The following is an 18300-nucleotide window of genomic DNA, read 5'->3' on the forward strand; positions in this document are numbered from 1 at the left end:
GTTTTTCATCTCTCTTCATCAGGCTTGTCTGCATGGCATTCCTCACTTCATCTGATAAAGCTCTCTGGCATCTCGCCTTACCTATGATTTTCTCCAATATCACCGTTCCGTTGCTGGGGTTGGTTGATACGGCGGTCATTGGTCATCTTGACAGTCCGGTTTATCTGGGCGGCGTGGCGGTTGGCGCAACGGCGACCAGCTTTCTCTTTATGCTGTTGCTATTTTTGCGCATGAGCACCACCGGGCTTACTGCGCAGGCGTATGGTGCCAAAAATCCTCAGGCATTAGCCCGTGCGCTGGTGCAGCCGTTGCTGCTGGCGCTGGGGGCTGGGGCGTTAATTGCGCTATTGCGTACACCGATTATCGATCTGGCGCTGCATATTGTTGGTGGCAGCGAAGCCGTGCTGGAACAGGCGCGGCGCTTTCTTGAAATTCGCTGGCTAAGCGCACCGGCGTCACTGGCAAACCTGGTATTACTTGGCTGGTTGCTCGGCGTGCAATATGCCCGTGCGCCGGTTGTCCTGTTAGTGGTGGGTAATATCCTCAACATTGTGCTGGATGTCTGGCTGGTGATGGGGCTGCATATGAACGTGCAGGGCGCGGCGCTGGCAACGGTCATCGCAGAATATGCGACGTTGCTGATCGGTCTGCTAATGGTGCGTAAAATCCTCAAACTACGCGGAATTTCTGGCGAAATGCTGAAAACAGCCTGGCGGGGGAACTTCCGTCGCTTGCTGGCGCTTAACCGCGACATCATGCTGCGCTCACTGCTGTTGCAACTCTGTTTTGGTGCAATAACGGTACTTGGCGCGCGACTGGGGAGTGACATAATCGCCGTTAACGCGGTTCTGATGACGCTACTCACCTTTACCGCCTATGCGCTGGATGGTTTTGCCTACGCGGTTGAAGCGCATTCAGGTCAGGCGTACGGTGCGCGCGACGGGAGCCAGTTACTGGATGTCTGGCGCGCAGCGTGCCGCCAGTCGGGGATCGTAGCGTTGCTGTTTTCTGTGAGTTATCTGCTGGCAGGGGAACACATTATTGCGTTGCTGACGTCATTAACCCAGATTCAGCAGCTGGCCGATGGCTATCTTATCTGGCAGGTCATTTTACCGCTGGTTGGTGTCTGGTGTTATCTACTGGACGGCATGTTTATAGGTGCAACGCGCGCCGCCGAAATGCGAAACAGTATGGCGGTGGCAGCAGCAGGGTTTGCTCTTACGCTCCTCACGCTGCCGTGGTTGGGTAATCATGGTTTGTGGCTGGCGTTAACCGTCTTTCTGGCGCTGCGCGGGCTTTCTCTGGCGGCTATCTGGCGGCGTCACTGGCGCAACGGAACCTGGTTTGCCGGAGCGTGACGGTTAAATATTCTGAATAAATAATCCTAAGCCAAATTCCTGACTACACTTAATCCCACGTTCAGAAGAAAAGCGAGCGTACTCTCATTCACCACCTAACGATGAGGACTTGAATATGAATAAAGACGAAGTCGGCGGTAACTGGAAACAGTTCAAAGGTAAAGTGAAAGAGCAATGGGGCAAACTGACCGATGATGATATGACGGTCATTGAAGGTAAACGTGATCAGTTAGTGGGTAAAATCCAGGAACGTTACGGTTACCAGAAAGATCAGGCAGAGAAAGAGGTCGTGGACTGGGAAACCCGCAATGAATACCGCTGGTAATTAATCCCTCCTGCCCGACGTGTACAAGGATGTACGCCCTCTTAACGAGGTTTCTTTTTCACCTGAATAGAGTGGTCATGATGGCACTGTTCAGGATGACGACACGCTTCTACTTCTACACATGCTGAACATAATCCATGCGCTTCAATCACATTATGCCGCAGGGCAAAACCCATTTTTGCCGCCAGCGTATGCATGATGTCTTCCACACCTTCCGCACACTCTTCTTTCACTGCGCCGCAGCGATCGCAAATAAACATCGCTGAAGTATGCGTTGGTTGATCGAACAGGTGACAGAGCACATAGCTGTTGGTGGACTCAACTTTATGCACAAAACCTTGTTCAAGCAGAAAATCGAGCGCGCGATAAACCGTTGGCGGCTTGGCCTGCGGCTCTGCTTCACGGAGTAAATCAAGCAGATCGTAGGCGCTGATTGCTCCTTCCTGCAGACTCATCAGGCGCAACACTTCAAGGCGTTGCGGGGTCAGGCGCACATTACGCTGCGCACAGAGTTTTTCAGCCTGCGCTAATAACTCCTGCGTTGTGGTCTTTTCCATTGGGCACCTCAAAGTGGGGTTAAGAATGTCCTTACTTTACCATAGTTCTCACTTAAACGCCGAGAACAGGGCGTCATAGCTGCCGTATTGCCTGATCGCATATTCGTTATGCTATAGTAGCGCCCCCAATTCACCAGGTGCTTAAAAAAACGCCATGTCAGCAGAATCACAAACCGCTTATCCCGCATACCGTTTCTCCATTGCCCCGATGCTCGACTGGACGGACAGACACTGCCGTTATTTCCTGCGTCTGCTTTCCCGTAATACGCTTCTCTATACCGAAATGGTGACCACGGGGGCAATTATTCACGGTAAAGGTGATTACCTGGCGTACAGTGAAGAAGAGCATCCGGTGGCGTTGCAGTTGGGCGGTAGCGATCCAGCGGCGCTGGCGCAGTGTGCGAAGCTGGCGGAAGCGCGTGGATACGATGAAATCAACCTGAATGTCGGCTGCCCGTCTGACCGGGTACAGAACGGGATGTTTGGCGCGTGCCTGATGGGTAATGCACAACTGGTAGCCGACTGCGTGAAAGCGATGCGCGATGTAGTGTCGATTCCAGTCACGGTGAAAACGCGTATTGGTATTGACGACCAGGACAGCTATGAATTTCTTTGTGATTTTATCAACACCGTTTCCGGTAAAGGCGAATGTGAGATGTTTATCATCCACGCGCGTAAAGCCTGGCTTTCTGGTTTAAGCCCGAAAGAAAACCGCGAAATCCCGCCGCTCGATTACCCGCGCGTTTATCAACTGAAGCGTGACTTTCCGCATCTGACGATGTCGATTAACGGTGGCATCAAGTCGCTGGAAGAGGCTAAAGCGCATTTGCAACATATGGACGGTGTGATGGTTGGGCGCGAGGCGTACCAGAATCCGGGGATTCTGGCGGCGGTAGATCGAGAGATCTTTGGTTCCTCGGATACCGATGCCGATCCGGTGGCGGTGGTGCGCGCTATGTACCCATACATTGAGCGTGAGCTTAGCCAGGGGACATATCTCGGTCATATTACCCGGCATATGCTGGGTCTGTTCCAGGGTATTCCTGGTGCGCGGCAGTGGCGTCGTTATTTAAGTGAAAATGCCCATAAAGCGGGTGCTGACATTAACGTGCTGGAACATGCGCTCAAACTGGTGGCGGATAAGCGTTAATTTTTCACCACAAAGTAGTCAAATTCACTATGCCCTGCGCACCGTCGCGGGGCATATTTTTTGATAAATCATGAAGTTAGGTTTTGGCATGATTCTTGTAATGGCTGCAAGAGATTTCATTTTTGGGAGAACATCATGCTGGAACTACTTTTTGTGATTGGCTTTTTTGTCATGTTGATGGTCACCGGCGTTTCGTTGCTGGGCATTATCGCCGCGCTGGTTGTGGCGACGGCCATTATGTTCCTCGGTGGTATGCTGGCGTTGATGATCAAGTTGCTGCCGTGGCTGCTATTGGCGATTGCAGTAGTGTGGGTAATAAAGGCGATTAAAGCACCAAAAGTGCCGAAATATCAGCGTTATGACCGCTGGCGTTACTAAGGGATTGTGCGGATGATCACAACCTAAGGTTTTATCCTTAGAACAAAATAGGAATTGATTATCAAATCTGTCACTATTGCGCCTCTAACAGATTCATCGTGCTGTACCCTACATACAGCCGAACTATAAAAGAAAGGGCTTCCCAGGTGGAAGCCCAATTTCTTTATGGGATCAGTAAGCTGGAACCCTGTGTCGCCCGGCTTTCCAGAATCTCATGCGCACGCCGCGCATCCTTCAGCGGATATTTCTGCTGCTCTGCGACATCGACCTTAATCACGCCGCTGGCAATCAATGAAAACAGTTCGTTACTGGCTTCGGTTAACTCATCCCGCGTGGTGATATAGCCTTGCAGGGAAGGGCGTGTCACATACAGCGAGCCTTTCTGATTGAGAATGCCTAAGTTCACCCCCGTCACCGCGCCTGATGAATTACCAAAACTGACCATTAAACCGCGACGTTGCAGGCAATCCAGCGACCGTTCCCAGGTATCTTTGCCTACGGAATCGTACACCACGCGCACTTTCTTGCCGTCGGTGATCTCTTTTAATCGCTCGACCAGATTTTCGTCGCGATAGTTAATTACCTGCCACGCTCCCGCTTTTAATGCACTTTGCGCTTTTTGCGCGCTGCCCACAGTGCCAATAAGTTTTGCCCCTAAGGCTTTTGCCCACTGGCAGGCAATTAAGCCCACGCCGCCAGCAGCCGCATGGAACAGGAACTGTTCGTCAGGTTTGATTTCATACGTTTTGCGCAGCAGATAATAAACCGTTAAGCCTTTCAGGAACGACGCGGCAGCTTGCTCAAAAGAGATCGCCGCTGGCAGAATTGCCGCTTTATCGGCATTGACGTTATGCACAGAGCTGTAAGCCCCTAACGTTGACTGCGCATAAACCACACGATCGCCTGCTTTAATATGTTTCACGCCGCTGCCGACTTTGCTCACAATGCCAGCCGCTTCGGTGCCTAATCCGCTGGGTAGCGATGGCGGCGGATAAAGGCCGCTGCGGATATACGTGTCGATAAAATTGATGCCAATGGCTTTATTTTCGACCTGGACTTCATTCTCTGCCGGATCGGCAGGAGTAAATTCCACAGTCTGAAGTACTTCCGGGCCACCGTGCTTGTGAAATTCAATTCGTGTTGCCATGTGTCCTCCAGAACGTATCGTCAGGGTCTGCTTCATATGGTAAAGTTTCGACCCATTCTTTATCTCGGTAACTCCATTCACTATGGCAGGAAATAAACCCTTCAACAAACAGCAGGCTGAACCCCGCGATCGCGATCCACAAGTTGCCGGGCTGAAAGTGCCTCCGCACTCGATCGAAGCGGAGCAGTCGGTGTTGGGCGGTTTAATGCTGGATAACGAACGCTGGGACGATGTGGCCGAGCGAGTGGTGGCAGATGATTTCTACACCCGTCCGCACCGCCATATCTTTACCGAAATGGCGCGTTTGCAGGAAAGCGGTAGCCCAATTGACCTGATCACCCTGGCGGAATCGCTGGAACGTCAGGGGCAACTTGATAGTGTTGGTGGTTTTGCTTATCTGGCGGAGCTGTCAAAAAATACGCCAAGTGCAGCGAACATCAGTGCCTATGCCGACATCGTGCGCGAGCGTGCCGTTGTCCGCGAGATGATCTCTGTTGCGAATGAGATTGCCGAAGCCGGTTTTGATCCGCAAGGGCGCACCAGCGAAGACTTGCTCGACCTTGCTGAATCCCGCGTCTTTAAAATTGCCGAAAGCCGTGCCAATAAAGACGAAGGGCCGAAGAACATCGCCGATGTGCTCGACGCCACGGTGGCGCGTATTGAGCAGTTGTTTCAGCAGCCACACGATGGCGTTACCGGGGTAAATACCGGCTATGACGATCTCAACAAAAAAACCGCTGGCTTGCAGCCGTCGGATTTGATCATCGTCGCCGCGCGTCCGTCGATGGGTAAAACGACATTTGCGATGAACCTCGTTGAAAATGCGGCGATGTTGCAGGATAAACCAGTATTGATCTTCTCGCTGGAGATGCCATCGGAACAGATTATGATGCGTTCTCTGGCATCGTTGTCGCGCGTTGACCAGACCAAAATCCGTACCGGGCAACTGGATGATGAAGACTGGGCGCGCATTTCCGGCACGATGGGCATTTTGCTCGAAAAACGAAATATCTATATTGATGACTCCTCCGGTCTGACGCCAACGGAAGTGCGCTCCCGTGCACGCCGTATTGCCCGAGAACACGGTGGCATCGGACTCATCATGATCGACTACCTGCAATTGATGCGCGTACCGGCGCTTTCAGACAACCGTACGCTGGAAATTGCAGAAATCTCCCGCTCGCTAAAAGCCCTGGCGAAAGAACTGAATGTGCCGGTGGTGGCGCTGTCTCAGTTGAACCGTTCTCTGGAACAACGTGCCGACAAACGCCCGGTCAACTCCGACCTGCGTGAATCCGGCTCCATCGAGCAGGATGCGGACTTGATCATGTTTATCTATCGTGATGAGGTTTATCACGAAAATAGTGACTTAAAAGGCATCGCGGAAATTATTATCGGTAAACAACGTAACGGCCCAATCGGGACGGTACGCCTGACCTTTAACGGTCAATGGTCGCGTTTCGACAACTACGCGGGACCACAGTACGACGACGAATAATAATTATTTTATGAATTAGGTAATTAAAGCAAACACTTATCAAGGAACACAAATGCAAGCGGCAACTGTTGTGATTAACCGCCGCGCTCTGCGACACAACCTGCAACGTCTGCGTGAACTGGCACCTGCCAGTAAACTGGTTGCGGTGGTGAAAGCGAACGCCTACGGTCACGGTCTGATTGAGACCGCGCGAACGCTCCCCGATGCCGACGCCTTTGGCGTTGCCCGTCTCGAAGAAGCCCTGCGGCTTAGGGCGGGGGGCATCACGCAACCTATTTTGTTACTGGAAGGCTTTTTTGAAGCTGACGATCTGCCGACGATCTCCGCTGAACATCTGCATACCGCCGTGCATAACGAAGAACAGCTTGCTGCTCTGGAAGAGGCCAATCTGGAGGAGCCAGTTACCGTCTGGATGAAACTCGATACCGGTATGCACCGGCTGGGCGTGTTACCGGAACAAGCTGAGGCGTTTTATCAACGTCTTACGCAATGTAAAAATGTTCGCCAGCCGGTGAATATTGTCAGCCACTTTGCTCGTGCCGATGAGCCAAAATGTGGTGCGACTGAGAAACAACTCGATATATTCAATACCTTTTGCGAAGGCAGACCTGGCAAGCGTTCAATCGCCGCATCGGGCGGAATTTTGTTATGGCCGCAGTCGCATTTTGATTGGGTGCGCCCAGGCATCATTCTTTATGGCGTGTCACCGCTGGAAGATGGCTCCACCGGTGCCGATTTCGGTTGCCAGCCAGTGATGTCACTGACCTCCAGCCTGATTGCCGTGCGTGAGCATAAAGCAGGTGAACCGGTAGGCTATGGCGGCACCTGGATTAGCGAGCGCGATACCCGCCTTGGCGTGGTGGCGATGGGCTATGGCGATGGCTACCCGCGCGCCGCGCCGTCCGGTACGCCAGTGCTGGTGAACGGTCGCGAAGTGCCGATTGTTGGGCGAGTCGCGATGGACATGATCTGCGTAGATTTAGGTCCACAGGCGCAGGATAAAGCCGGGGATCAGGTCATTTTATGGGGCGAAGGTCTGCCCGTAGAGCGTATCGCAGAAATGACAAAAGTGAGTGCTTACGAACTTATCACGCGCCTGACGTCAAGGGTGGCGATGAAGTACGTGGATTAATCGTTCTGCAATAGTTGATTGTCTGTGCCGGATGCGGTGTGAAAACCTTATCCGGCCTGCAAAGCTATGTAAATTCAATAAATTGATACACTCTTGTCGTTCGTACCTCTGAAGGTTTTGCGTTTTTTATCAGCCTCGCTGCGTTATTAATTGCCGCTCATTGCTAAACATCCTCTCGATCTTCCCCATCTTCCGGTTTATTGTGTTTTAACCACCTGCCCGTAAACCTGGAGAACCATCGCGTGTTTCAAAAAGTTGACGCCTACGCTGGCGACCCGATTCTTTCGCTTATGGAGCGTTTTAAAGAAGACCCTCGCAGCGACAAAGTGAATTTGAGTATCGGTCTGTACTACAACGAAGACGGGATTATTCCACAATTAAAAGCCGTCGAAGAAGCGCAAGCGCGCCTGAATGCGCAGCCTCATGGCGCTTCACTTTATCTGCCGATGGAAGGGCTTAACAGCTATCGTCATGCTATTGCACCACTGCTGTTTGGCGCTAATCATCCGGTGTTACAACAACAGCTCGTGGCGACTATTCAAACGCTTGGCGGTTCAGGGGCATTGAAAGTGGGGGCTGACTTCCTGAAACGCTACTTCCCGGATTCAGGTGTGTGGGTCAGCGATCCCACCTGGGAAAACCACGTAGCAATATTCGCCGGGGCTGGATTCGAAGTGAGCACTTACCCCTGGTATGATGAAACGACCAACGGTGTGCGCTTTGACGATCTGTTGGCGACGCTGAAAACATTGCCTGCCCGCAGTATTGTGCTGCTGCATCCGTGCTGTCATAACCCAACGGGCGCCGATCTCACCAACGACCAATGGGACGCGGTCATTGAAATTCTCAAAGCACGCGAGCTTATCCCATTCCTCGATATCGCCTATCAAGGATTTGGTGCCGGTATGGATGAAGATGCCTACGCCATTCGTGCCATTGCCAGCGCCGGATTACCTGCACTGGTAAGCAATTCATTCTCAAAAATTTTCTCCCTGTACGGCGAGCGTGTCGGCGGTCTTTCGGTGGTGTGTGAAGATGCTGAAGCCGCAGGTCGCGTGCTGGGGCAACTGAAAGCTACTGTGCGCCGTATTTACTCCAGCCCGCCGAATTTTGGTGCGCAGGTAGTGGCAACGGTGCTGAACGATGAGGCGTTGAAAGCCAGTTGGCTGGCGGAAGTAGAAGAAATGCGGACCCGTATTCTGGCAATGCGGCAGCAATTGGTACAGGTGTTGAGCACTGAGATGCCGGAGCGCAATTTTGATTACCTGCTTAAGCAACGCGGCATGTTCAGCTATACCGGCTTAAGCGCCGCCCAGGTCGATCGCCTGCGCGAGGAGTTTGGCGTTTACCTGATCGCCAGCGGTCGTATGTGTGTTGCCGGGCTTAACTCTGCGAACGTGCAGCGCGTTGCAAAGGCGTTTGCTGCCGTGATGTAAGGTTAACCAGCAGGCGGTTGAAAAGCCGCCTGCTCTATTATAAATAAGGGGGGCTATGTATTATCCAGGCAAATAGTACGAAGGAGATGAAGACTTATTTCTTATAAAAGTGAATAAAATAGGCGTTTTATTTCCGAACATTTTTATACCATGGAAATATATTAAGTTATTAAATAGTCACAAACACGGGCTGGTCTCATGTGATCCTTCTCCCTTTCTTCACAAAAGCCGCAGATAATCCTTCCTTTCCCTTGCTGCTGGCGTTATGGTCGGATGGCTTTTTCAACAAACTTCATAATAAAAAGTTTCAACTTACTGACTATTTAGGGAAAAATATGCGCAAGATCACACAGGCATTGAGTGCCGTTTGCTTATTGTTCGCTCTAAACAGTTCTGCTGTTGCGTTGGCCTCTTCACCTTCACCGCTTAATCCCGGCACTAATGTTGCCAGACTCGCTGAACAGGCACCTGTCCATTGGGTATCAGTCGCACAAATTGAAAATAGCCTTGCCGGTCGCCCACCGATGGCGGTTGGATTTGATATCGATGATACCGTTTTGTTTTCCAGCCCCGGATTCTGGCGCGGCAAGAAAATATTCTCACCAGAAAGCGAAGATTATCTGAAGAACCCAGCATTCTGGGAAAAGATGAACAACGGTTGGGATGAATTCAGCATTCCAAAAGAGGTCGCACGTCAGCTAATTGATATACATGTCCGCCGTGGCGATACCATCTTTTTTGTGACTGGCCGTAGCCCAACGAAAACAGAAACGGTTTCGAAAACATTAGCCGATGATTTCCACATTCCGGCAAGCAGTATGAATCCGGTAATTTTTGCGGGTGATAAACCGGGACAAAACACGAAAACGCAGTGGTTGCAGGATAAAAATATCCGAATGTTTTATGGCGATTCCGATAATGATATGACTGCCGCGCGTGATGTCGGCATTCGTGGTATCCGTATTCTGCGTGCCTCCAACTCTACCTACAAACCCTTGCCACAAGCGGGTGCTTTTGGTGAAGAGGTGATCGTTAATTCAGAATACTGATAGTGCGGGAGAGTGTTTCACTCTCCCGAATGCTGTTTTTTTAATCACACCTTTATCCTTTCGCTGTCTTGCTGCAAACTGAATAAGAGAGTTTTATCAAGGAGCAGCACATGTGGTATCAAAAGACGCTCACGCTTAGCGCCAAATCTCGTGGGTTTCATCTGGTAACGGATGAAATTCTGAATCAACTGGCTGATATGCCGCGTGTTAATGTCGGTTTACTGCACCTGTTGCTGCAACACACTTCCGCCTCTCTGACACTTAATGAGAATTGCGACCCCACGGTACGCCAGGACATGGAGCGTTTTTTCCTCCGCACTGTTCCCGATAACGGAAACTATGAGCATGATTATGAAGGGGCAGACGATATGCCTTCACATATCAAATCTTCCATGCTGGGAGTATCGCTTGTTTTGCCAGTGCATAAAGGACGTATTCAGACCGGCACCTGGCAGGGTATCTGGCTGGGGGAACATCGTGTCCACGGCGGATCGCGTCGCATCATCGCGACACTACAAGGGGAGTAAAAAATGACCATATCGGAGTTGCTACAATATTGCATGGCAAAACCTGGCGCTGAACAGAGCGTTCACAGCGACTGGAAAGCGACGCAAATCAAAGTGGAAGATGTGCTGTTTGCGATGGTGAAAGAAGTGGAAAATCGCCCGGCAGTTTCGCTGAAAACCAGCCCGGAACTGGCGGATCTTCTGCGTCAGCAGCACAGCGATGTACGTCCCAGCCGACATCTGAATAAAGCGCACTGGAGTACCGTATATCTCGACGGATCGTTGCCGGATTCACAAATCTATTATCTGGTCGATGCGTCGTATCAGCAGGCAGTGAATTTGCTGCCGGAAGAAAAACGTAAATTGCTGGTGCAACTCTGAAAGGAAAAGACCGTTCAGAAAGCGGCCTGATATTGCTGAAAAACTGGCTTAAAAGTCAAAAGCGGCACGGTTTTCCCCCTCGCCCTTTTAGGGAAAGGGCCGGGGTGAGGGTAAATAATCACGCCAGTGCTGGTCTGTTCCCCTCACCCTAACCCTCTCCCCGGAGGGGCGAGGGGACTGTCCGAGCTTTGTCATCAGTCTGAGGCCGCTCAGAAAGCGGCCTTTGTGATTACAGCATTGGCTTGAGGAAGCGCGCTGTATGCGAAGCTTCGCACTCTGCGACGGTTTCTGGCGTACCGGAGACGAGGATTTCGCCGCCACCGCTACCGCCTTCCGGGCCAAGATCGACAATCCAGTCGGCGGTTTTAATCACGTCGAGATTGTGCTCAATCACCACAATGGTATTGCCCTGATCGCGCAGTTTATGCAACACGTCGAGCAGTTGCTGAATATCGGCAAAGTGCAGACCGGTGGTCGGCTCATCGAGAATATACAGCGTCTGCCCGGTGCCGCGTTTTGACAGCTCACGCGCCAGCTTCACGCGCTGGGCTTCACCACCGGAAAGCGTGGTGGCGGACTGCCCGAGGCGGATGTACGTCAGGCCAACATCCATCAGCGTTTGCAGTTTACGCGCCAGCGCCGGTACGGCATCAAAGAATTCACGCGCCTCTTCGATGGTCATATCCAGCACTTCGTGGATGGTTTTGCCTTTGTACTTTATCTCCAGCGTTTCGCGGTTATAGCGTTTACCTTTGCACTGGTCGCACGGTACGTAAATATCCGGCAGGAAGTGCATTTCAACTTTGATCACGCCATCGCCCTGACAGGCCTCGCAGCGCCCGCCACGGACGTTAAAGCTGAATCGTCCTGGCGTATAACCGCGCGCGCGGGATTCCGGTACGCCCGCAAACAGTTCGCGCACAGGCGTAAACACGCCGGTATAGGTCGCCGGGTTGGAACGCGGAGTACGACCAATTGGGCTTTGGTCGATATCAATAACTTTATCGAAATGCTCCAGCCCCTGAATATCGCGATAGGGTGCCGGTTCGGCGATAGTCGCGCCGTTCAACTGGCGTTGGGCAATCGGGAACAGTGTGTCGTTAATCAGCGTCGATTTACCGGAACCTGAAACCCCTGTAATGCAGGTAAACAGACCCACCGGCAGCGTTAGCGTCACATCTTTCAGGTTGTTGCCGCGTGCGCCCGTCAGTTTCAGCACTTTTTCCGGATTTGCCGGAACGCGTTTCTTCGGTACTTCAATCTTGCGTTTACCGCTCATGTACTGCCCGGTCAACGATTCTGGCACTGCCATAATCGCTTCCAGCGGCCCTTCCGCGACCACTTCACCACCGTGAACACCTGCGCCCGGACCGATGTCGATAACGTGGTCAGCGGCGCGAATCGCATCTTCGTCGTGCTCCACTACAATCACGGTATTACCGAGATCGCGCAGGTGGATAAGCGTACCCAGCAGACGTTCATTATCGCGCTGATGCAGGCCGATAGACGGCTCATCCAGCACATACATAACGCCAACCAGGCCTGCGCCAATCTGGCTCGCCAGACGGATACGCTGGGCTTCGCCGCCGGAAAGTGTCTCTGCCGAGCGGGAAAGTGTCAGATAATTCAGCCCAACGTTAACGAGGAATTTCAGGCGGTCGCCAATCTCTTTGAGGATTTTTTCTGCAATCTTCGCCCGTTGTCCGGCGAGTTTAAGATTGTTGAAGAACTCCATCGCATGACCGATGCTCATGTCGGAGATTGCAGGCAGCGGCGTATTCTCGACATAAACATGGCGCGCTTCACGGCGCAGACGCGTCCCTTCACAACTGGCGCACGGGCGATTGCTGATAAATTTGGCTAACTCTTCACGTACCGCGCTGGATTCCGTCTCTTTATAACGGCGCTCCATATTGTGCAGCACGCCTTCGAACGGATGACGACGAATAGAGGTATCGCCGCGATCGTTCATGTATTTAAATTCGATATTTTCTTTGCCAGAACCGTACAGCACCACTTTATGCACATTTGCGCTCAGGCTGCCCCACGGCGCTTCGACGTCGAACTTATAGTGATCTGCCAGTGATTTCAGCATCTGGAAATAATAGAAATTGCGACGATCCCAGCCACGGATCGCACCGCCAGCCAGCGACAGTTCCGGATTCTGGATCACGCGATCGGGATCGAAATATTGCTGTACGCCGAGGCCGTCACAGGTCGGGCAGGCACCCGCCGGGTTGTTAAACGAGAACAGGCGTGGTTCCAGTTCGCGCATACTGTAGCCGCAAATCGGGCAGGCGAAGTTCGCGGAGAACAGCAGTTCTTCCGCTTTGGGATCGTCCATATCCGCAACAACCGCTGTACCGCCGGAAAGCTCCAGTGCGGTTTCAAACGATTCCGCCAGACGCTGGGTCAGATCGTCACGCACCTTGAAGCGATCGATAACCACTTCAATGGTGTGTTTCTTTTGCAGTTCCAGTTTGGGCGGATCGGAAAGATCGCAGACTTCGCCATCAATGCGCGCGCGGATATAACCTTGACTCGCCAGATTCTCCAGCGTTTTAGTGTGTTCGCCTTTGCGCTCTTTGATGATGGGCGCGAGTAGCATCAGACGTTTGCCTTCAGGCTGCGACAGCACGTTGTCCACCATCTGGCTGACGGTTTGCGCCGCCAGCGGAACGTCGTGATCCGGGCAGCGCGGCTCGCCGACGCGAGCGTACAGCAGACGCAAATAGTCGTGGATTTCAGTGATGGTCCCCACTGTGGAGCGCGGGTTATGCGACGTCGATTTCTGTTCAATTGAGATGGCGGGAGAAAGCCCCTCAATATGATCGACATCTGGTTTTTCCATCAGTGACAGAAACTGCCGCGCGTACGCGGAAAGGGATTCAACGTAACGACGCTGCCCTTCGGCATATAAGGTGTCGAAAGCGAGCGAGGATTTGCCAGAACCCGAAAGCCCGGTGACGACAATTAACTTGTCGCGGGGGATAACGAGGTTGATATTCTTGAGATTATGGGTGCGGGCGCCCCGAACTTCGATCTTATCCATTCACCTTTCCCGGATTAAACACTTTTTTGCCCGGCGGCATGGCGCTACCGGCGATCACAAACGGTTAATTATGACACAAATCGACCTGAATGAATATACAGTATTGGAATGCAAAACCCGGAGTGCTGTGTAACAATGTCGGGCCATGTTTGTTTACCGGAACCGAGGTCACATCGTGGTAAAACCGCTATTGGTAATGCTACAATCGCGCGTTTACACTTATTAGAACGTTTTTTTCAGGAGACACGACATGGCCAGCAGAGGCGTAAATAAGGTTATTCTCGTTGGTAATCTGGGCCAGGACCCGGAAGTACGCTATATGCCAAATGGTGGCGCAGTTGCCAACATTACGCTGGCTACTTCCGAATCCTGGCGTGATAAAGCGACCGGCGAGATGAAAGAGCAGACTGAATGGCACCGTGTTGTGCTGTTCGGCAAACTGGCGGAAGTTGCCAGCGAATATCTGCGTAAAGGTTCTCAGGTTTATATCGAAGGTCAGCTGCGTACCCGCAAATGGACTGACCAATCCGGTCAGGATCGCTACACCACAGAAGTGGTGGTGAACGTTGGCGGCACCATGCAGATGCTGGGTGGTCGCCAGGGCGGCGGCGCACCGGCAGGCGGTAACGTCGGCGGCGGCCAGCCGCAGGGCGGTTGGGGTCAGCCTCAGCAGCCGCAGGGTGGCAATCAGTTCAGCGGCGGTGCTCAGTCTCGCCCGCAGCAGTCCGCACCGGCAGCGCCGTCTAACGAGCCGCCGATGGATTTCGATGACGACATTCCGTTCTGATTTGTCATTAAAACAATAGGTTATATTGTTTTAAGGTGGATGATTAAAGCATCCGCCAGTCATAAAAAAGAAGCCTCCGTTATGGAGGCTTCTGCATATCAGGTCAAAATCATCGGCCACTGTGGTGGAGTTTGACTCATCCCTTCCACCATCACCGACTCAATGTTGTGCCAGATGGCGGTAATATCGGTCATTGTGATGCCAAGCAACCCCATTGCAAACCAACAGGCGGAAACCACGCCCAGACCGCTACTGATCACTGCCAGCCCGACATAATCAGAGCGCCGAAAGCGGATGTTGAGCGTGCTGGCCAGAAACATCAATACGGCGCTAAGAAGCTGCCAGCGAAGAAGAACCACGCCAGTGGTGAGGGTAGCCATCAAACATTTCCTCTGAAAATTACCAAGCCCTGGATAGCGCGGCATTACTCACGGGGGGCGTGGTACACTCTGGCTATCGCGGGACTTTCAGAACATAAAATGAAACACTTAGTTTGTTTCATAAATTTTTGTGAACTATATCACAATTGCTCGTTTGTTAGCCAGATTATGCAGCTACTTTTATTGCTGCACTAATTATGTGGTTTTTCAGTGAAATCGAGACAATGCACAATAAAGAAATATTGTAACTTCCTGCCTGACCTGCGTTTTTTCAACAAAGCCCTTTTGATATCAGCGAGTTATTTTCATTTAAACAACAATTATAAAGGTATCAATTTCAAATCAGGCAAAAGTGCTATTTATACCGTAAGATTTATCTAACGTCGTCGGCAGTCAGGGTTTTCACCTTGCAATGACCAGGTATAACCAGGCAGGGAATTGATAGAAATGAGCCATAGTGTGCGACACAAATTGCTGGCGTTGCCGGGTATTATCTTTGTAGTCCTCCTTCCCATCATTCTGTCGCTATGGATTGCCTTTCTTTGGGCTAAAGCGGAAGCGAATAATCAACTTCGTGCTTTTGCTCTGTTGGCACTGGAGAAATCCGAGCTGGTCATTCGCCAGGCAGATTTAGCAAGCGACGATGCGGAACGCTATCAGGGACAAATTTGTACTCCCTCTCATCAACAACAAATGCTGAATATTATCCGTGGTTATCTTTATATCAACGAATTGATCTATGCCCACGATAACCTTTTTTTATGCTCAACATTAATGGCTCCCGTTAACGGCTATACGATGCCGCCAGCGAACTATAAGCGTGAACCTAATGTCTCAATCTATTATTATCGCGACACTCCTTTTTTTGCCGGTTATAAAATGACTTATATGCAGCGAGGAAACTATGTCGCGGTAATTAACCCTTTATTCTGGAGCGAGGTGATGTCTGACGATCCAACGCTGCAATGGGGGGTATATGATACGGTGACGAAAACCTTTTTCTCTTTAAGCAAACAAGCCTCAGCAGAAAAATTTTCACCATTGATTCATCAAAGGGAAATAACCGTACAGCATAACGGTTATTTATATGCGATAGTCCATTCAACAAAACGTCCCATTGCTGCTATCGTTGCAACCTCAACTCAGCGCATTTTGTCACATTTTTATAATCACCTTGTATTTGCCTTACCGGCAGGCATTATGGGCAGCCTGGTGCTGCTTTTACTCTGGCTGCGTATAAACCAGAAGTACCAGTCACCTAAGCGTAAATTGCAACGTGCCCTCGAAAAACGGCAGCTTTGTCTCTATTACCAACCGATTATTGATATTAAAACGAATAAATGTATTGGCGCTGAGGCATTGCTACGCTGGCCGGGGAATCAGGGACAGGTAATGACGCCAGCAGAGTTTATTCCGCTGGCGGAACAAGAGGGGCTAATTGCGCAGGTGACAGATTATGTCATTAATATGGTGTTTGACGATCTCGGTTCCTGGCTGGAAAAACACCCTGAATTATCTACTTCAATTAATTTGTCTGCCTCCGATTTTCATACTTCAAGGGTGATTGCCTTAACTAATCAAAAAATAGAGCAATTCACGGTGCGTCCGCAGCAAATTAAATTTGAAGTCACTGAACATGCATTTCTTGATGTTGCCAAAATGACGCCGATTATTCTGGCTTTCCGTCAGGCTGGTTACGAAGTGGCGATCGATGACTTTGGTATTGGCTACTCCAACCTGCATAACCTTAACTCATTGAATATTGATATCCTGAAAATCGATAAATCGTTTGTTGAGACGTTGACCACGCATAAAACCAGCCATTTGATAGCGGAACACATCATCGAACTGGCACACAGTCTGGGTCTAAAAACGATTGCAGAAGGGGTGGAAACTGAGGATCAGGTCAACTGGCTGCGCAAACGCGGCGTGCGCTATTGTCAGGGCTGGTACTTTGCAAAGGCGATGCCGCCGCAGGTTTTTATGGCATGGGCAGAGCAATTACCCGCGCATGACGCCATGCGCGGGCAGTAACCCTAGAGCCGGTGGCGGTAATCGCTGGGAGTGCGATCAAATTGCCGACGGAAAACGCGGGAAAAGGTCTGCTGTGAGACGTAACCCAGATCCATCGCGATATCAAAAATAGGGCGCTCGGTGGTGCGCAGTTCAACGGCAGCCAGTAGCAGGCGGCGTTGACGAATGTAATCGCCAAGCGTCTGATGCGTCACTGTGCGGAACATCCGCTGTAAATACCACTTTGAATAACCTGATTTTTTCGCCACCACATCAATGTTCAGCGGCTGGTCGATATGCTCGTCAATCCATGCGATAAGATCCTGAATAATTTTCTGATGGGACATAAATCTGCCTCTTTTCAGTGTTCAGTTCGTTAATTCATCTGTTGGGGAGTATAATTCCTCAAGTTAACTTGAGGTAAAGCGATTTATGGAAAAGAAATTACCCCGCATTAAAGCCTTGCTTACTCCAGGCGAAGTGGCGAAACGTAGCGGCGTGGCGGTATCGGCGCTGCACTTCTATGAAAGCAAAGGATTGATTACCAGTATCCGCAATAGCGGTAATCAGCGGCGATATAAGCGTGATGTGTTGCGATATGTCGCAATTATCAAAATTGCTCAACGCATTGGCATTCCGCTGGCGACCATTGGTGAAGCGTTTGGTGTGTTGCCCGAAGGGCATACGTTAAGTGCGAAAGAGTGGAAACAGCTATCTTCGCAATGGCGAGAAGAATTGGATCGGCGCATTCATACCTTAGTCGCGCTGCGTGATGAACTGGACGGTTGTATTGGCTGCGGCTGCCTTTCGCGTAGCGACTGCCCGTTGCGTAACCCCGGCGACCGCTTAGGGGAAGAAGGCACCGGCGCACGCTTGCTGGAAGATGAACAAAACTAAAGCGCCACAAGGGCGCTTTAGTTTGTTTTCCGGTCTTTGTCTTTCACTCTATCCCGCTGGTACACGGGAGGGTTTCCCCCGACGTCAACACACCTCATTCGAGCACGTGGTGGAGGTTCCGGTTAGTGTTGATACTTTAATTGTATGTCACCGCTGTTTCTTCGCCAGTGCAAAGTGATCCTTTTTAGCCGCAATATTTTTGTCATCTTGCGTGATTTTTTACCGCGAACCTTCGCCACAAGTTGCCTACAAAT

The 18300-nt window shown here is 51.2% G+C and carries 18 protein-coding genes; 13 read left to right on the plus strand and 5 right to left on the minus strand.

The features are described 5' to 3' along the window. Positions 1 to 32 precede the first annotated feature (32 nt). Positions 33 to 1358 (plus strand): MATE family efflux transporter DinF, encoded by a 1326-nt coding sequence (gene dinF / locus C3D30_RS00285; protein ID WP_000874977.1) that lies wholly within the window; start codon positions 33 to 35, stop codon positions 1356 to 1358. 115 nt (positions 1359 to 1473) lie between these two features. Beyond that, positions 1474 to 1683 (plus strand): CsbD family protein, encoded by a 210-nt coding sequence (locus C3D30_RS00290; RefSeq protein WP_001030603.1) that lies wholly within the window; start codon positions 1474 to 1476, stop codon positions 1681 to 1683. A 41-nt stretch (positions 1684 to 1724) separates the two neighbouring features. Here the strand turns inward: C3D30_RS00290 and zur are convergent, their stop codons facing one another. Continuing rightward, positions 1725 to 2240: a zinc uptake transcriptional repressor Zur gene (zur, locus tag C3D30_RS00295; RefSeq protein WP_000416266.1), complete on the minus strand. Its 516-nt coding sequence runs from the start codon at positions 2238 to 2240 to the stop codon at positions 1725 to 1727. A 154-nt stretch (positions 2241 to 2394) separates the two neighbouring features. Here zur and dusA point away from each other — a divergent pair, with 154 nt between their 5' ends. Further along, complete coding sequence (dusA, locus tag C3D30_RS00300) at positions 2395 to 3390, plus strand: tRNA dihydrouridine(20/20a) synthase DusA (RefSeq protein WP_001272043.1); 996 nt, start codon at positions 2395 to 2397, stop codon at positions 3388 to 3390. A gap of 135 nt (positions 3391 to 3525) precedes the next feature. Continuing rightward, the gene (gene pspG / locus C3D30_RS00305) at positions 3526 to 3768 is read left to right on the plus strand and encodes an envelope stress response protein PspG (RefSeq protein WP_000891404.1); all 243 of its coding nucleotides are present in this window, start codon (positions 3526 to 3528) and stop codon (positions 3766 to 3768) included. Positions 3769 to 3931: 163 nt separating this feature from the next. Here the strand turns inward: pspG and C3D30_RS00310 are convergent, their stop codons facing one another. Beyond that, entirely contained in the window at positions 3932 to 4915 is a 984-nt protein-coding gene (locus C3D30_RS00310) for a quinone oxidoreductase (RefSeq protein ID WP_000235547.1), read from the minus strand. A gap of 82 nt (positions 4916 to 4997) precedes the next feature. Here C3D30_RS00310 and dnaB point away from each other — a divergent pair, with 82 nt between their 5' ends. The 6 genes from dnaB to C3D30_RS00340 all read left to right on the plus strand — a co-directional run bounded on the left by dnaB (position 4998) and on the right by C3D30_RS00340 (position 10917). After that, positions 4998 to 6413 (plus strand): replicative DNA helicase, encoded by a 1416-nt coding sequence (gene dnaB / locus C3D30_RS00315; protein WP_000918355.1) that lies wholly within the window; start codon positions 4998 to 5000, stop codon positions 6411 to 6413. 52 nt (positions 6414 to 6465) lie between these two features. Next, positions 6466 to 7545 (plus strand): alanine racemase, encoded by a 1080-nt coding sequence (alr, locus tag C3D30_RS00320; RefSeq protein ID WP_001147290.1) that lies wholly within the window; start codon positions 6466 to 6468, stop codon positions 7543 to 7545. A 242-nt stretch (positions 7546 to 7787) separates the two neighbouring features. Then, entirely contained in the window at positions 7788 to 8981 is a 1194-nt protein-coding gene (tyrB, locus tag C3D30_RS00325) for an aromatic amino acid transaminase (RefSeq protein ID WP_105285613.1), read from the plus strand. A 335-nt stretch (positions 8982 to 9316) separates the two neighbouring features. Beyond that, complete coding sequence (aphA, locus tag C3D30_RS00330) at positions 9317 to 10030, plus strand: acid phosphatase AphA (RefSeq protein ID WP_010344812.1); 714 nt, start codon at positions 9317 to 9319, stop codon at positions 10028 to 10030. 110 nt (positions 10031 to 10140) lie between these two features. Further along, positions 10141 to 10557: a secondary thiamine-phosphate synthase enzyme YjbQ gene (locus C3D30_RS00335; RefSeq protein ID WP_000270381.1), complete on the plus strand. Its 417-nt coding sequence runs from the start codon at positions 10141 to 10143 to the stop codon at positions 10555 to 10557. 3 nt (positions 10558 to 10560) lie between these two features. Beyond that, positions 10561 to 10917 (plus strand): MmcQ/YjbR family DNA-binding protein, encoded by a 357-nt coding sequence (locus C3D30_RS00340; protein ID WP_000155671.1) that lies wholly within the window; start codon positions 10561 to 10563, stop codon positions 10915 to 10917. Between the two features lie 229 nt (positions 10918 to 11146). Here the strand turns inward: C3D30_RS00340 and uvrA are convergent, their stop codons facing one another. Further along, positions 11147 to 13969: an excinuclease ABC subunit UvrA gene (gene uvrA, locus C3D30_RS00345; protein WP_000357756.1), complete on the minus strand. Its 2823-nt coding sequence runs from the start codon at positions 13967 to 13969 to the stop codon at positions 11147 to 11149. 250 nt (positions 13970 to 14219) lie between these two features. Here uvrA and ssb1 point away from each other — a divergent pair, with 250 nt between their 5' ends. Then, positions 14220 to 14756 (plus strand): single-stranded DNA-binding protein SSB1, encoded by a 537-nt coding sequence (gene ssb1 / locus C3D30_RS00350; protein WP_000168309.1) that lies wholly within the window; start codon positions 14220 to 14222, stop codon positions 14754 to 14756. A 98-nt stretch (positions 14757 to 14854) separates the two neighbouring features. Here ssb1 and C3D30_RS00355 read toward each other — a convergent pair whose 3' ends face one another. Next, positions 14855 to 15136, minus strand: coding sequence for a YjcB family protein (locus C3D30_RS00355; protein WP_016159882.1), 282 nt, complete (start codon positions 15134 to 15136; stop codon positions 14855 to 14857). A 447-nt stretch (positions 15137 to 15583) separates the two neighbouring features. Between C3D30_RS00355 and pdeC the strand changes: the two genes are divergently transcribed. Beyond that, a complete protein-coding gene (pdeC, locus tag C3D30_RS00365; protein ID WP_000019885.1) occupies positions 15584 to 17170 on the plus strand; it encodes a cyclic di-3',5'-guanosine monophosphate phosphodiesterase PdeC in 1587 nt (528 codons plus the stop codon). Between the two features lie 2 nt (positions 17171 to 17172). Here pdeC and soxS read toward each other — a convergent pair whose 3' ends face one another. Beyond that, on the minus strand, positions 17173 to 17496 hold the full coding sequence (gene soxS, locus C3D30_RS00370) for a superoxide response transcriptional regulator SoxS (protein WP_000019358.1): 324 nt from the start codon (positions 17494 to 17496) through the stop codon (positions 17173 to 17175). An 85-nt stretch (positions 17497 to 17581) separates the two neighbouring features. On the opposite strand from soxS, the gene soxR reads away from it, so the two are divergent. Then, on the plus strand, positions 17582 to 18046 hold the full coding sequence (gene soxR, locus C3D30_RS00375) for a redox-sensitive transcriptional activator SoxR (RefSeq protein ID WP_000412428.1): 465 nt from the start codon (positions 17582 to 17584) through the stop codon (positions 18044 to 18046). The last annotated feature ends 254 nt before the right edge of the window (positions 18047 to 18300 follow it).

This window comes from Escherichia sp. MOD1-EC5433 (genome assembly GCF_002966005.1).
Taxonomy (GTDB): Bacteria; Pseudomonadota; Gammaproteobacteria; order Enterobacterales; family Enterobacteriaceae; genus Escherichia; species Escherichia ruysiae.